Source organism: Streptomyces sp. NPDC050625, from assembly GCF_040654755.1.
Taxonomy (GTDB): domain Bacteria; phylum Actinomycetota; class Actinomycetes; order Streptomycetales; family Streptomycetaceae; genus Streptomyces.
The window spans coordinates 213,691-226,690 of sequence record NZ_JBFAIQ010000001.1 but is presented as its reverse complement, the minus strand read 5'-3'; the positions used below and the strand labels follow the sequence as shown (position 1 = coordinate 226,690).

Genomic DNA, 13,000 nt, shown 5'->3' with positions numbered 1-13,000 from the left:
GGCGGGGGCTCTTCGCGTGCGGCTACAGCTTCTCCACCGGCGCGTACCGCAGCACCAGCCGCTTCGGCTTCGCGTCACCGAAGTCGATCGTCGCCTGGGCGTTGTCCCCCTGACCCGTCACCGCGAGGACCGTGCCGAGGCCGAACTGGTCGTGGGTGACCCGGTCCCCGACGGCCAGGGACACCACCGGCTTCGACGAGACCCGCTTCGTGGCGAAGCCGGACGCGCCCGACGCCGACGAGCGGGAGCGGGACGAGGACAGCGAGGCCGCCACACCGGAAGCAGGTCCGGAGGAGACCGGCGCCGCCGCTCCCGTCCGCTTCCACTGCACATGGGCGGGCGGGATCTCCTCCAGGAAGCGGGAGGGCGGGTTGTACGACGGCTGTCCCCAGGCGCTGCGCAGGGACGACCGCGTGAGATACAGCCGCTCCCGCGCGCGGGTGATGCCGACGTACGCCAGGCGCCGCTCCTCCTCCAGCTCCTTGTTCTGGCCGAGGGCGCGCATGTGCGGGAAGACGCCGTCCTCCATGCCGGTGAGGAAGACGACCGGGAACTCCAGGCCCTTGGCGGTGTGCAGGGTCATCAGGGTGATGACGCCCGAGCCCTCCTCGTCCTCGTCGGGGATCTGGTCCGAGTCGGCGACCAGGGCGACCTGCTCCAGGAAGTCGGCCAGCGTGCCTCCCGGGGCGGCAGCCCCTGATGTCGCCGCGCCCTCCTCGCGCTCCTGCTCGAACTCCAGGGCTACGGCGGCGAGTTCCTGAAGGTTCTCGATGCGGGTCTCGTCCTGCGGGTCGGTGGAGGCCTGCAACTCGGCGAGATAGCCGGTGCGTTCGAGGATCGCCTCAAGGACCGTGGCCGGTCCCGCGCCGGACTCGACGATCGTACGGAGGTCCTCCATCAGCACGTTGAACCGCTTGACGGCGTTCGTCGAGCGCGCCGCCATGCCGTACGCCTCGTCGACCCGGCGCAGCGCCTGCGGGAAGCTGATCTTCTCGCGCTGGGCGAGGGCGTCGATCATCGCCTCGGCGCGCTCGCCGATTCCGCGCTTGGGGACGTTGAGGATCCGGCGCAGCGGCACGGAGTCCTCCGGGTTGGCCAGGACGCGCAGATAGGCCAGGACGTCCCGGACCTCCTTGCGCTCGTAGAAGCGGACGCCGCCGACGACCTTGTAGGGCAGGCCGACGCGGATGAAGACCTCTTCGAAGACACGGGACTGGGCGTTGGTGCGGTAGAAGACGGCGACGTCGCCCGCCTTCGCCTCGCCCGCGTCCGTGAGCCGGTCTATCTCGTCGGCGACGAACTGTGCCTCGTCGTGCTCGGTGTCGGCGACATAGCCGGTGATCCCCGCGCCCGCGCCCGCATTCGTCCACAGGTTCTTGGGGCGGCGGGACTCGTTGCGCTCGATGACCGCGTTGGCGGCGGAGAGGATCGTCTGGGTGGAGCGGTAGTTCTGCTCCAGGAGGATCGTCGTCGCGTTCGGGTAGTCCTCCTCGAACTGGAGGATGTTGCGGATCGTCGCGCCGCGGAAGGCGTAGATGGACTGGTCGGCGTCACCCACGACGCACAGCTCGGCGGGCTGGAGGTCGTGCTCGCCCGGCGGTACGTCCACCGGGTGCGCGGCGGTGCCGACGAGCTCGCGCACGAGGGCGTACTGGGCGTGGTTGGTGTCCTGGTACTCGTCGACGAGGACGTGGCGGAAGCGGCGGCGGTAGTGCTCGGCGACGTCCGGGAAGGCGCGCAGCAGGTTGACCGTCGTCATGATCAGGTCGTCGAAGTCGAGGGCGTTCGCCTCGCGCAGCCGCGACTGGTACATGGCGTAGGCCTGGGCGAGGGTCTTCTCGAAGCCGTCGGTGGCCTGGGCCGCGAAGTCCTCCTCGTCGATCAGCTCGTTCTTCAGGTTCGAGATCTTGGCGCTGAAGGACTTCGGCGGGAAGCGCTTGGGATCGAGCTCCAGGTCGCGGCAGACCAGGGCCATCAGGCGCTTGCTGTCGGCGGCGTCGTAGATCGAGAACGACGAGGTGAAGCCGAGCTTCTTGCTCTCGCGGCGCAGGATGCGCACACACGCGCTGTGGAAGGTCATCACCCACATCGCGTTCGCGCGCGGGCCGACGAGGTGCTCGACGCGCTCCTTCATCTCGCCCGCGGCCTTGTTGGTGAAGGTGATCGCGAGGATCTGCCCCGGGTGCACGTTCCGCTCGGCCAGCAGGTGGGCGATGCGGTGCGTGAGCACACGGGTCTTGCCTGAGCCGGCGCCGGCCACGATGAGCAGGGGGGAACCGGCGTGCACGACGGCCGCGCGCTGGTTCTCGTTCAGCCCCTCCAGCAGCGCCGCGGCGTCGATCACCGGGCGTGGGGCGCCGTCGCGGTAGTAATCGTCCCGGTCCGGCGGCACGTCGAACTTCCCGCCGAACAGATCGTCCGGAACCGACTCCGGAGCGTGATCGTCCTCGGGCGGCGGCGGAGGCTCCTCCTCGCGCCCGTGAGGGGTCTGGAGGTCCGCCAGGAAGCTGTCGTCAAAGAGGCTGCTCATCGCTCTCCGAGTCTAGGGCGCCCCACCGACAAACGACCGCCGCCCCGGAAACAGGACCGGCCCCGCGCGCGGGGGATCTTCCCGATGCGCGAGCCGGACAACTGGCTCACGCTCCGGAGGCATGCTGTCACACGGGCGGAATTCTGCGTCAGGTCACAAAAATGTATCGGGCATATCGCCCATCAACCTTCACACGGGCCACACCAGTTGGCTACCGTCTCGGGCGGGCCGTACGACCCCCACCGGCGAACGTCGCCGGGCCGCGCGGCCTCCGCCGAGTCCGGTGTGCCCGCCACGGCAGCCGGAGCCGGGGACCCAACCGACCTTGGGGTGAATCGGCCCAACCTCCACCCGGAGAAAGGCCGTAGGGCAACCCTTCCGAACCACCCGCCCGAACCCGACAGCTAACTCGGTAGGCGGAACATGGAAGGAGTCGCCTCCCTTGGCGTCGCACCGCAAGTCGCGCCCCGCGAGTGCCCTAGCAGCAGGCATACGCACCCCCGCCATCGCCACCGCCGCGCTCACCTCCGTGGCCCTGCTCTCCCAGACCGCCAACGCCACCCCCTCCGCCGACGGCAAGCCGAGCATCGAGGAAGTCGAGAAGAAGGTCGACGACCTCTACCGCCAGGCGGAGTCGGCGACCGAGAAGTACAACGCGGCCAAGGAGAAGTCCGGCCAGCAGCGCAAGAACGTCGACACCCTGCTGGACGACGTGGCGCGGCGCACGGACAAGCTCAACAAGGCGCGTGAGGAACTGGGTACGTTCGCCGCCGCCCAGTACCGCACCGGGGCCGCCGCGCCCGACACCGCCACCTTCCTGCTCTCGAACTCCCCGCAGGACTACTTCGACCAGACCCAGCTGATGGGCCGGATGACCTCGCGGCAGAAGGTCGCGGTCGACGACTACATCACACAGCAGTCGGCGACCATGAAGAAGCGGCAGGAAGCCACCAAGAGCCTCCAGACGCTGACCGAGTCGCAGAACGAGCTGAAGACGGCCAAGGCCACCGTCCAGAAGAAGCTCTCCTCGGCGCGCGAGCTGCTGTCCGAGCTGACGGCGCAAGAGAAGGCCCGGCTCGCCGCGATCGAGAAGCAGAAGCAGGAGGAGGCCGCGCGCCAGGCCGCGGAGCTCGCCAAGAAGCAGGCGGCCGCGGAGGCGGCGAAGAAGGCCGCCGCCGCGAGCTCGTCCGGTTCCTCGGGCTCCTCCACCTCGACGGGTTCGACGGGGTCGACGGGCTCGACCGGCTCGTCCTCGGACTCCACGTACGCCACCAAGGCGGAGAAGGCGATCGCCTTCGCCCGCGCCCAGATCGGCAAGCCGTACGTCTGGGGCGCCACCGGCCCCGACTCCTACGACTGCTCCGGCCTCACCTCGGCCGCCTGGCGGGCCGCGGGCGTCAGCCTTCCGCGCACCACCTATGACCAGGTCAACGTGGGCACCACGGTCTCGCTCACCAATGCCGAGCCCGGCGACCTGATCTTCTTCTACGACGACGTCAGCCACGTCGGCATCTACATCGGCAACGGCATGATGATCCACGCCCCGAAGCCCGGCGCCTACGTCCGCGAGGAGTCGATCTACTACGGCGGCGCGTCGATCATCCACAGCGTGGTACGGCCGGCGTAAGAGACCTCCGTGGGGCAGGGACGCGAGCGCCGTGGCTGTGGTGACGCGAGCGCCGCGGCCGTCGTGAGCCGCAGGCGCACGCGCCCCTGTCCCGCACCCGCGCGTTTTTCCCCGCACGCGCGCGCGTGCCCCGCTCGCAAGGCGCGCACGGCTCCCTAGCATCGGGCCCATGCCCGCCTCCTCACCCCTACGCGCCTGGTGGAAGCGGCGCCCGCCGGCGGCCGGGGCCGCCGTGATGGCGACCGGCATCGTGTCGGTCGGGCTGCAGCTGGCGGGGTACGAGGCACTGTCCCTGATCGCCCTCGCGTTGGCCTCGGTCGCCTGGCTGGCGCCGGCCGTGGACTTCACCGTGGGGCTGCTGTGGCAGCGCAGGCGCTGGGTGGCCGAGGCGCGGACGCCGGGCGCGCTCACCGCCGTCGCCGCGACCGCCGTGCTGGGCACCCGTTTCTCCGCACTGGGCCGCCACGGCCTGGCCGAGGTGCTGCTCGCGCTGTGCGCGGCGCTCTGGCCGGTGCTGATCCTCCTCGTCGTACGGCACTGGCACCGGCGCATGCCGGGCACGGTGTTCCTGTGCTGCGTGGCCACGCAGGGGCTCGCCGTGCTCGGCGCCACGCTCGCCGCGGCCGAGGCGACGGCATGGCTGGCCCACGCGGCGCTCGTGCTGTTCTGGCTGGGCCTCGTGCTCTACGGGTTCGCCCTGGCCCGGTTCGACGTGCGGCAGGTGGTCGAGGGGCCCGGGGACCAGTGGATCGCGGGCGGCGCGCTCGCGATCTCGGCGCTGGCCGCCGCGAAGCTGATCTCCGCCGACAGCGCGCGGCTGTACCTGTGGGACGACGACAACCTCGGCGTCCTGCGCGACACGGCCCTCGCGCTGCTCGTCCTCGATCTGAGCTGTTACGTCGTGCTCCTGACCGCCGAGGTGGTGCGCCCACGGCCGCGCTTCGACGTACGCCGCTGGTCGACGGTGTTCCCGATGGGGATGACGGCGACGGCGACGCTGTCCGTCGCCGCCGCCCTCGGCATCCCGTGGCTGGAACGGCCCGGTCAGGTGCTGGTGTGGATCTCCGTGGCCGTCTGGCTCGTGGTAGCCACCGGTGCGGTCCGGTCGGCCCGCGCGGGGCTCAGGGACGTGCGCTGAGCCCGGTCACGTCCACAGCACGGCGATGAAGATGTTCGCCGTGGTCAGCAGGCCCACCAGCCCGAACAGGCGCTTGTCCACCGTCTCGTCGTCCCGCTTCACATAGACGAGCCCGAGGATCACGATCAGCAGGGCCAGCTTCACGCCGATCTTGACGGCGTTGACGTGGTGGCCGTCGGCCTGGTTGAGGCCGACCAGGATCACACCGGTGACCAGCATGGTCAGGGCGCCGTGCAGCATCGCGGGGACGAAGCGGGCGGTGCCCCGGCCCATCGCCTTCATCTGGGTGAGGAAGCCGCCGAGGAGCGCGGCGATGCCGATGATGTGCAGGCCGACGAAGAGATGGATGAGTACGTCCATGAGGCGGGAGCCTAATCCCCCGCATATATGCGCCCCATAGCACCCCACCACCCCCGTGCACCGCGGAACCGCCGCTTCGGTCATCGCACTGTGTGAAGAGGGCGGCTCCGGACCCCGATCACGGTCACATACGGTCACCGCCAACCCGATCCGGGCACTTCCTTACATGACGTTACCGAGCCGACACCGTCAGGTTTAGCGTCCTCCACCAGGTGACCGGCTCCCCACCGCCGCCCGGGCCAGGGGCGGCAGCCGACCACCTCCGCCGAGAAAGGTCCGGCGGCGGCCCGCTCCCCCTGTGCGGGCCGCCGCCGGACGCGTAGCCGGCCAGGTCGTACGAGAGGACGTGACGGTCGAGGTGGCAGTGCACCGAAGGCCCCGACAGCGCTCGCTGGGCGGCAACACCGCCCGCACGGCCGTGACCATCGCCCTGGCGGGCGCGGCCACGGCAACGGGCTTCGAGGGGATCGGGCACGCCGAGCCGCAGCTGACACCGGCCCAGGTCAAGGCGAAGGTCGACAAGCTGTACCAGGAGGCGGAGGTCGCCACCGAGAAGTACGACGGCGCGAAGGAGAAGGCGGATTCGGCGGAGCAGCGGCTGAAGTCGCTGCGGGACGAGGCGGCACGCAAGGAGCAGAAGCTCAACTCGGCGCGGGACGCGCTGGGTTCCGTCGCGGCCGCGCAGTACCGCAGCGGCGGGCTCGATCCCACGGTGCAGCTGATGCTCTCCGGCGATCCCGACCGCTATCTGGAGGGCACGGCGTTCGCCGAGCGGGCGGGCGACCGGCAGTCCCAGGCCGTGGCCCGGGTGCGGGGGCAGCTCCGGGAGATCGAGCAGTTGCGCGGCGCCGCCCATGTCGAGCTGGTGTCGCTCAGGTCACGGCAGGCCGAGCTGAAGCGGCAGAAGAAGACGGTCACCGGGAAGCTCGACGAGGCGCGAGAGCTGCTGTCCGGGCTCTCCCCGCAGGAGCGGGCGCGGGTCACGGCGGACGGTGGCACGGACACCGCGGCTGCCACGGGCCACGCCTCCAGGTCGGCCTCGGACACACGGGACGCCCTGACCGCCCCCGGCTCCACGGCGGCCTCCAACTCCCGTGCCGCGGCGGCCGTCGCGTACGCCTACCAGAAGCTTGGCAGCCCCTATGTGTGGGGCGCAACGGGCCCGAACGCCTTCGACTGCTCGGGCCTCGCCCAGGCCGCCTACCGCTCCGCCGGCATCTCCCTCCCCCGCACCACCTACGCCCAGATCAACGCGGGCCGACGGGTCTCCCGCTCCGAACTCCAGCCCGGCGACCTCGTGTTCTTCTACTCCGGCATCAGCCACGTCGGCATCTATGTCGGCAACGGCCAGATGATCCACGCCCCGAACCCCTCGGCACCCGTGCGCCTGGCCCCGATCGACGAGATGCCGTTCGCGGGGGCGACGCGGGTGGTGTGAGGCCCGCCGCGCAAGCCCCCGTTCACACCAGCCGACGTGCCGTGGCCCACCGGGTCAGTTCGTGCCGGTTGGACAGCTGGAGCTTCCTCAGGACCGCCGAGACATGGGACTCGACCGTCTTCACCGAGATGAACAGCTGCTTGGCGATCTCCTTGTACGCATAGCCGCGGGCGATCAGCCGCAGTACCTCCCGCTCCCGCTGGGTGAGGCGGTCGAGGTCCTCGTCGACCGGCGGGGCGTCGGTGGAGGCGAAGGCGTCGAGGACGAAGCCGGCCAGCCGCGGGGAGAAGACCGCGTCGCCCTCCTGGACCCGGAAGACGGAGTCGACCAGGTCCGTGCCGGTGATCGTCTTGGTGACATAGCCCCGGGCGCCGCCGCGGATCACACCGATCACGTCCTCCGCCGCGTCCGACACGGACAGCGCGAGGAAGCGGACCGGCCGCTCGGTGTCGGCCATCAACGGGGCGCAGCGGCGCAGCACTTCGACACCGCCGCCGCCCGGGAGATGGACGTCGAGGAGCACCACTTCGGGCCGGGTCGCGGTGATCACCGTAACGGCCTGGTCGACGTCCGCGGCCTCGCCGACGACCTCGACGCCGGTCTGCTCGGTCTGGCCGATCTCGGCCTGGACGCCCGTACGGAACATACGGTGGTCGTCGACGAGGACCACCCGGACGCGACGCCCGGACGCCGCGCCGCCTCCCTCCGCCGCTCCCGCCGTGCCGTTCGCCTCGGTCGCGTCGCTCATGACGTCTTCTCCGCCCTCTCCATCTCCAGCTCGACCTCCGTGCCGCCGTCCGGCACCGGCCGCAGCCGTGCCGTACCGCCGTTGCGTTCCATACGGCCGATGATCGATTCTCTGACGCCCATGCGGTCGGCGGGTATCGAATCGAGATCGAAGCCCGGACCGCGGTCACGGACGGACACGAAGACCGTCCTGCCCTCGACTTCGGCGTAGACCTGCACGGCGCCGCCCTCGCCACCGTACTTGGCGGCGTTCACCATCGCCTCGCGCGCGGCCTGCATCTGTGCGGCGATCCGCTCGTCGAGGGGGCAGTCGCCGACCACGACGACCTCGATCGGCACGCCGTGCTTGTCCTCCACCTCGGCGGCGTTGCGCCGGACCGCGTCGGCGAGGCTGTCCGGTTCGTCGGCCTCGTCCTTGCCGGTGCCCTCGGGTTTGTACAGCCAGGTACGCAGATCGCGCTCCTGGGCGCGGGCGAGGCGGCGCACCTCGTTCGCGTTCTCCGCGTTGCGCTGGATCAGGGTGAGGGTGTGCAGCACCGAGTCGTGGACATGGGCGGCGACCTCGGCGCGCTCCTGGGCGCGGATACGCATCAGACGCTCCTCGGAGAGGTCCTGGGTCATCCGCACGAGGTACGGCCCGGCGAGCAGCGTTATGCCGACGAGGACCGCGAGGGCGGCCTGGAGGACCGAGCCGAGGTGGGCGGCGGAGCCCTGCAGGACGAAGACGCCGGAGACGCCCGCGGTGACCAGCAGGACGCCTCCGCCGGTGCGCAGCAGGGTCAGGGTGCGGCGGCGGCTGCCGACCTCGACCCAGCGGGCCCGGCGGGCGTTGTCCGCCTGGCGCCAGACCAGGGCGACGCCCGCGCCGACCAGGACGGCGGGCAGGAGATACGCCTTGGCTCCGCTGCCCAGGTTGACGTTGCTGACGAAGACCATGGCCACGACGACCATGAGGAGCAGCGCGACGATCTGGCCCTTGTCCGGCTTACGCGCGATGAGTCTGCGCCGGCCGTCCGGCGAGGTCTCGGTGGTGACCAGGGAGGGCGGCTTCTGGCCGCCGACGCCGCCGACGCCGAGCGGCACGAAGAACCAGAACGCGGCGTACAGCAGCGCGCCGAGGCCGTCGGCCATGAACAGGCCGACGAACACCAGCCGCACCCAGATCACGGGCAGCCCGAGGTGCCCGGCGAGGCCCCGCGCGACACCACCGAGCCAGCGGCCGTCGCTGCTGCGGTAGAGCTTGCGCGGTGGCCGCGGGTCTTCGATGGGCGCTGCTGCGGCTTCCGGCATGCCATCGATGGTCACACGGGCCGAGTGGCGGAGCATCAGGGTCTACCCCCGAGACTCCCCTGATCTTCGAAAGTCCGGCCGTCGAACGCCTCCCCCGCCCGGTCTCAGGGCCGATATCAGGGTTCACCCAGGGTCATTCCGACTGCCGTCGCGGCGGCACGCCCGTCACCATGGACGCATGACAGATCACGAGCACGCCGCGACGGGTCCGGGACCCGGCCCCGGCCCGCGCCCCGCCCCGGGCGCCGGGCCGACGGATGCCGCGCCCGCCGCGGACGCGGCGGCGCCCGGCGAGGGCGGTGCCGTCGAATCCCCCCGCAGGTTCCGCCGCGACCGGCGGCACAAGATGATCTCGGGGGTGTGCGCCGGGCTCGGGCGGCACACCGACATGGATCCCGTGATCTTCCGGATCACCCTCGCGGTGCTCGCCGCGGCGGGCGGGATCGGCCTCATCTTCTACGGCTTCGCGTGGCTCTTCGTGCCGTACGAGGACGAGGAGGAGAACGAGGTCCGCAAGCTGCTGACCGGGCGGGTCGACGGGCAGGCCCTCGCGGCCGTGCTGTTCGCGCTGGTCGGCTGCGGAGTGTTCCTGACGATGCTGAGGAACGGCGGGGTGCTCACGTTCGCCGTCGTTCTCTCCCTGCTGCTCGCAGGCGCCGGTTACTGGTCGCGGCGGCGCGGCGCGCCCGACCCCGATCCTCTGGCGGCGCAGGCCGTGGCCGACGCCCCGCCGGAGGCCCAGGCGCCGCCGGTCCCCACCGCCTACCCGTCCTGGTGGCGCGACCCGATCGTCAAGGACGGCACGCACGTCGGCGGCACCGGCTATCTGTGGGGCCCCGGGGACTCGCGGGACCGGGACATCGCGGCGGCCGTCAACATCGGCCTCGGCAACTCCTGGAGCAACCGCGCGGACGTACGCGCCCCGCACAGCGGGCCCCCGCGGCCGCGCGGTCCGCGCTGGATCGGCGGCTGGGTCTTCCTGCTCGCCCTGCTGGCCGGCGGCCTGGGCACCGGCGCGACCTGGGAAGGGCATCCGCTGGGCACCAGCCTGCAGGCCGGCCTGGCCTGTGCGCTCCTCGTCCTCGGCCTCGGCATCGCGCTCAGCGCGGTCCTGGGACGTACGGGCGCGGGGTCGGTGTTCCTGGCGATCGTCACGGCGGCGCTGCTCGCCGGGGCGTCGGCCCTGCCCAAGGACATCACCACGCACTGGATACGCACCTCGTGGAAGCCGGCCTCGGTGGCGGAGGTGCGGCCGAAGTACGACCTGGGCACCGGCGAGGGCACCCTGGACCTGACCCGGGTGCGCATCGCCAAGGGCGAGACGGTGGAGACGAAGGCCGCGGTGGGTGCGGGCCGGCTGCGGCTGATCGTGCCGGCGGACGCGACCGTACGGATGAGCATCGATGTGGGGGTCGGCGACATCCAGTTGCCGGGTGAGGACAGAAAGGACGTGGACGTGGCACCGGGCAAGCACAAGGACGTGACGCTGACACCCGTGAAGGGCGGCAAGAACGCCGGGACGCTCGACATCGATCTCGAAGTCGGTGTGGGACAGGCGGAGGTGAGCCGTGCTGCGTCATGAGTTCCAGCCCGGAAGGCTGGTCGCCGGTCTCTTCCTCACCGTCACGGGCGTCGCGTACGCCGGGGACGCGGGCGGTCTCTGGGAGACGCCCTGGTTCGCGGCCGTCCCCCTCGTCGTGGGCGGCCTCGCCCTGGCGGGCGCGGCGGCGGCCCTGACCCGGCTCATACGCGGACGGCAAGGGCCGTGCCGTACGAACGCGCCGGAGACGGGCACCACCGGGCCCGGCCACCCGGGCTGAGGTCCGCGCCCGGGCTGACGGTCGCGCGAGGGACTGCGTGCTACCGGTAGCCCGCCGCCCGCTGCCGTCGCCGTGCGCGCAGCATCGAGTCGAGGGAGAGGTACGGGGTGCCGGCGAGGACGAGAGGCAGCCAGGCCATCAGATAGGCGAGGTCGTTGCCGTAGTAGTACGGGGTGGAGGACCAGCTCACCGTCAGCCACAGGCTGAGCGAGATCAGCGCGCCGCCGAGCGCGGCAAGACGGCCGAACAGTCCGGCCAGGACGCCGATGCCCACGGCCAGTTCACCGAAGGCGATGGCGTAGCCGAAGCCGACCGGGTTCTTCAGGGCCAGGTCGACCAGGGCCGGGATGGCGGAGGAGTCGCGGACCGCGCGCATGGTGTCGCCGATCGATCCGGAACCGCCCGACTTCATGAAGGCACTGTTGGTCAGCTTGTCCAGGCCGGCGTAGATGAAGGTGACGCCCAAGAAAATGCGCAGAGGAAGGAGGGCATAGCGGGTGGCGGTGTCCCGCCAGTCGCGGTCGCCGTCGAGATAGGGAGTGTGCGTGTCCGTACGAATGCTGTGAGTCATCGTTCCTAGCCGCCTCTCGCCCGCATGCAGAGACCCCTCAACAGACCTTACGTACGACAAATGGGTCCGGCTCAATCCTCTTGCGAAGGTTTTTCAGTCTCTTCGGTCAACCGGAGCGGCCCGTGGTCCCGTTCGGTGATCGGCCGGTCTCAGTCCGTCACCTCGACCGTGCACCGGTTCGTGGCCACCCCCGCCGCGGTGATCACCTGCACCTCCACACATCCGGGTTCCACGTCCGCGGGGACCGGCACCGTCAGGACCGTGTCCGAGGGGTTGCTGAAGCCGCCCCTGACGGGGATCAGCGGGACGTGGACGTTGACCGCGCCGATGCGGACGACCAGGCGGGAGAGCTGGTCGGCGGTCTGTGCGCCCAGCGGGACGAAGCAGGCGCCACGGATCTCGATGTCGTCGCCCGTGCGGATCGGCCCGTCCAGATCGCCGGCCTCGCGGGCACGGACGACGGAGAGGATCACCGGGCGGCCTCCCTCCGCGTACTTGCCGGCCAGGTAGGTCAGGGCGGAGACCAGGACCAGCACCGCGAGGCCCCACGGCAGGTCGGGCAGCTGGTCGGGGCGGCGGGCCAGCCGTACGGCGGCGAACAGCAGGGCCACGGCGCTGATCACGACGTACTGGATGTCGGCGAAGGTGCCCCGGCCGGAGTCGTCGGTGAGCAGGTCGGCCGCGCGCGGACGGGGTGCGGGCACCTTCTGCAGCCGCTGTCCGTGGATCCGCAGGCCGACCACGCGCCGTACGAGCACCGCGATGCCGCAGACCACGGCGAGGACGGTCACCATGCCCGCGCCGCGGGCGAGCTCGAGCCCGGAGATGAGCGCGTCGCGTTCCGTGTGGTCGGAGGCCGCGGCGAGGCGGCTCGCGAGGACCAGGACCGCGTACGCCACGAGCAGCACCCAGGCCGCCGCCACGGTGCGCGAGGTGGACATCCGGTTGTCCTCGCCGATCACCGGCGCCAGCGCCCCGCCGCGCGCCCGGTGGAACCACGAGGCCCCGCTCAGGGCGCCGGCCACCAGCAGCGCGGCGAGCAGTGCGGCGGTGCGGGCGCTCGTCCAGCCCGCGCCGATCGCGGTCAGCGACTCCACCAGCAGCAGGAGGACGACGGCCGCCCACAGGACGTAGAGCGTGCGCAGCCACAGCCGCGCCAGCCAGGCGTCACCCGCCGCCCGGCCGCGCTCGGCGACGACCTCGGCGGACTGGGTCAACTCCTCGGACACCCACTGCCGGGAGGCGGAGGCGGAGTGGGCCACCGCCGCGGGCAGACCCTGTCCGGCAGCGAACTCGTCGCGCTTGAGGAGGAATTCGGCGACGGCCCGCCGATGCCCCTGCCGCGCCCCGTGGGGGCAGTCCCCGCAGGTGCAGCCACCCCCGTGGGCAGCCCCGTGCGCGCCCGCCTGCACGCCCTGCCTCGCCTCCTGCACCGCCACGCCCGACGCCCGCCTTCCCCATGACCCACGACCCGACCCA

The 13,000-nt window shown here is 71.5% G+C and carries 11 protein-coding genes and 1 riboswitch; of the genes, 5 read left to right on the top strand and 6 right to left on the bottom strand.

Annotation, left to right across the window (positions count from 1 at the left end; translation table 11 throughout):
* Nucleotides 1-22: 22 nt before the first annotated feature.
* Entirely contained in the window at nt 23-2,530 is a 2,508-nt protein-coding gene (gene pcrA / locus AB0I54_RS01115; RefSeq protein WP_363293745.1) for a DNA helicase PcrA, read from the bottom strand.
* A gap of 262 nt (nt 2,531-2,792) precedes the next feature.
* Nucleotides 2,793-2,964, top strand: a riboswitch (cyclic di-AMP (ydaO/yuaA leader).
* An 8-nt stretch (nt 2,965-2,972) separates the two neighbouring features.
* Here pcrA and AB0I54_RS01110 point away from each other — a divergent pair.
* Both AB0I54_RS01110 and AB0I54_RS01105 read left to right on the top strand, forming a co-directional pair.
* Nucleotides 2,973-4,157 (top strand): NlpC/P60 family protein, encoded by a 1,185-nt coding sequence (locus AB0I54_RS01110; protein ID WP_363293744.1) that lies wholly within the window; start codon nt 2,973-2,975, stop codon nt 4,155-4,157.
* A 169-nt stretch (nt 4,158-4,326) separates the two neighbouring features.
* Nucleotides 4,327-5,295: a tellurite resistance/C4-dicarboxylate transporter family protein gene (locus AB0I54_RS01105; protein ID WP_363293743.1), complete on the top strand. Its 969-nt coding sequence runs from the start codon at nt 4,327-4,329 to the stop codon at nt 5,293-5,295.
* A 6-nt stretch (nt 5,296-5,301) separates the two neighbouring features.
* Here the strand turns inward: AB0I54_RS01105 and AB0I54_RS01100 are convergent, their stop codons facing one another.
* Nucleotides 5,302-5,655, bottom strand: coding sequence for a hypothetical protein (locus tag AB0I54_RS01100; RefSeq protein ID WP_363293742.1), 354 nt, complete (start codon nt 5,653-5,655; stop codon nt 5,302-5,304).
* Nucleotides 5,656-6,013: 358 nt separating this feature from the next.
* Between AB0I54_RS01100 and AB0I54_RS01095 the strand changes: the two genes are divergently transcribed.
* On the top strand, nt 6,014-7,093 hold the full coding sequence (locus tag AB0I54_RS01095; RefSeq protein ID WP_363294339.1) for an NlpC/P60 family protein: 1,080 nt from the start codon (nt 6,014-6,016) through the stop codon (nt 7,091-7,093).
* Between the two features lie 22 nt (nt 7,094-7,115).
* Here AB0I54_RS01095 and AB0I54_RS01090 read toward each other — a convergent pair whose 3' ends face one another.
* A complete protein-coding gene (locus AB0I54_RS01090; RefSeq protein WP_363293741.1) occupies nt 7,116-7,841 on the bottom strand; it encodes a response regulator transcription factor in 726 nt (241 codons plus the stop codon).
* Nucleotides 7,838-9,130 (bottom strand): PspC domain-containing protein, encoded by a 1,293-nt coding sequence (locus AB0I54_RS01085; RefSeq protein WP_363293740.1) that lies wholly within the window; start codon nt 9,128-9,130, stop codon nt 7,838-7,840. Before AB0I54_RS01085 ends, AB0I54_RS01090 begins: the two co-directional genes overlap by 4 nt.
* A gap of 178 nt (nt 9,131-9,308) precedes the next feature.
* On the opposite strand from AB0I54_RS01085, the gene AB0I54_RS01080 reads away from it, so the two are divergent.
* Together AB0I54_RS01080 and AB0I54_RS01075 are read left to right on the top strand one after the other, a co-directional pair.
* The gene (locus AB0I54_RS01080) at nt 9,309-10,712 is read left to right on the top strand and encodes a PspC domain-containing protein (protein WP_363293739.1); all 1,404 of its coding nucleotides are present in this window, start codon (nt 9,309-9,311) and stop codon (nt 10,710-10,712) included.
* Nucleotides 10,699-10,950, top strand: a complete 252-nt coding sequence (locus tag AB0I54_RS01075) for a hypothetical protein (protein WP_363293738.1) — start codon at nt 10,699-10,701, stop codon at nt 10,948-10,950. The genes AB0I54_RS01080 and AB0I54_RS01075 overlap by 14 nt, the downstream gene beginning before the upstream one ends.
* 40 nt (nt 10,951-10,990) lie before the next feature.
* Here the strand turns inward: AB0I54_RS01075 and AB0I54_RS01070 are convergent, their stop codons facing one another.
* Nucleotides 10,991-11,521 (bottom strand): DoxX family protein, encoded by a 531-nt coding sequence (locus AB0I54_RS01070; RefSeq protein WP_363293737.1) that lies wholly within the window; start codon nt 11,519-11,521, stop codon nt 10,991-10,993.
* Nucleotides 11,522-11,670: 149 nt separating this feature from the next.
* On the bottom strand, nt 11,671-12,960 hold the full coding sequence (locus AB0I54_RS01065; RefSeq protein WP_363293736.1) for a hypothetical protein: 1,290 nt from the start codon (nt 12,958-12,960) through the stop codon (nt 11,671-11,673).
* Nucleotides 12,961-13,000: the final 40 nt, after the last annotated feature.

What these genes read in the sequence shown, in the direction of transcription:
- AB0I54_RS01085 (WP_363293740.1), bottom strand. Translation starts at nt 9,130, where the DNA reads ATGCCGGAAGCCGCAGCAGCGCCCATCGAAGACCCGCGGCCACCGCGC.
- AB0I54_RS01090 (WP_363293741.1), bottom strand. Translation starts at nt 7,841, where the DNA reads ATGAGCGACGCGACCGAGGCGAACGGCACGGCGGGAGCGGCGGAGGGA.
- pcrA (WP_363293745.1), bottom strand. Translation starts at nt 2,530, where the DNA reads ATGAGCAGCCTCTTTGACGACAGCTTCCTGGCGGACCTCCAGACCCCT.
- AB0I54_RS01070 (WP_363293737.1), bottom strand. Translation starts at nt 11,521, where the DNA reads ATGACTCACAGCATTCGTACGGACACGCACACTCCCTATCTCGACGGC.
- AB0I54_RS01105 (WP_363293743.1), top strand. Translation starts at nt 4,327, where the DNA reads ATGCCCGCCTCCTCACCCCTACGCGCCTGGTGGAAGCGGCGCCCGCCG.
- AB0I54_RS01100 (WP_363293742.1), bottom strand. Translation starts at nt 5,655, where the DNA reads ATGGACGTACTCATCCATCTCTTCGTCGGCCTGCACATCATCGGCATC.
- AB0I54_RS01080 (WP_363293739.1), top strand. Translation starts at nt 9,309, where the DNA reads ATGACAGATCACGAGCACGCCGCGACGGGTCCGGGACCCGGCCCCGGC.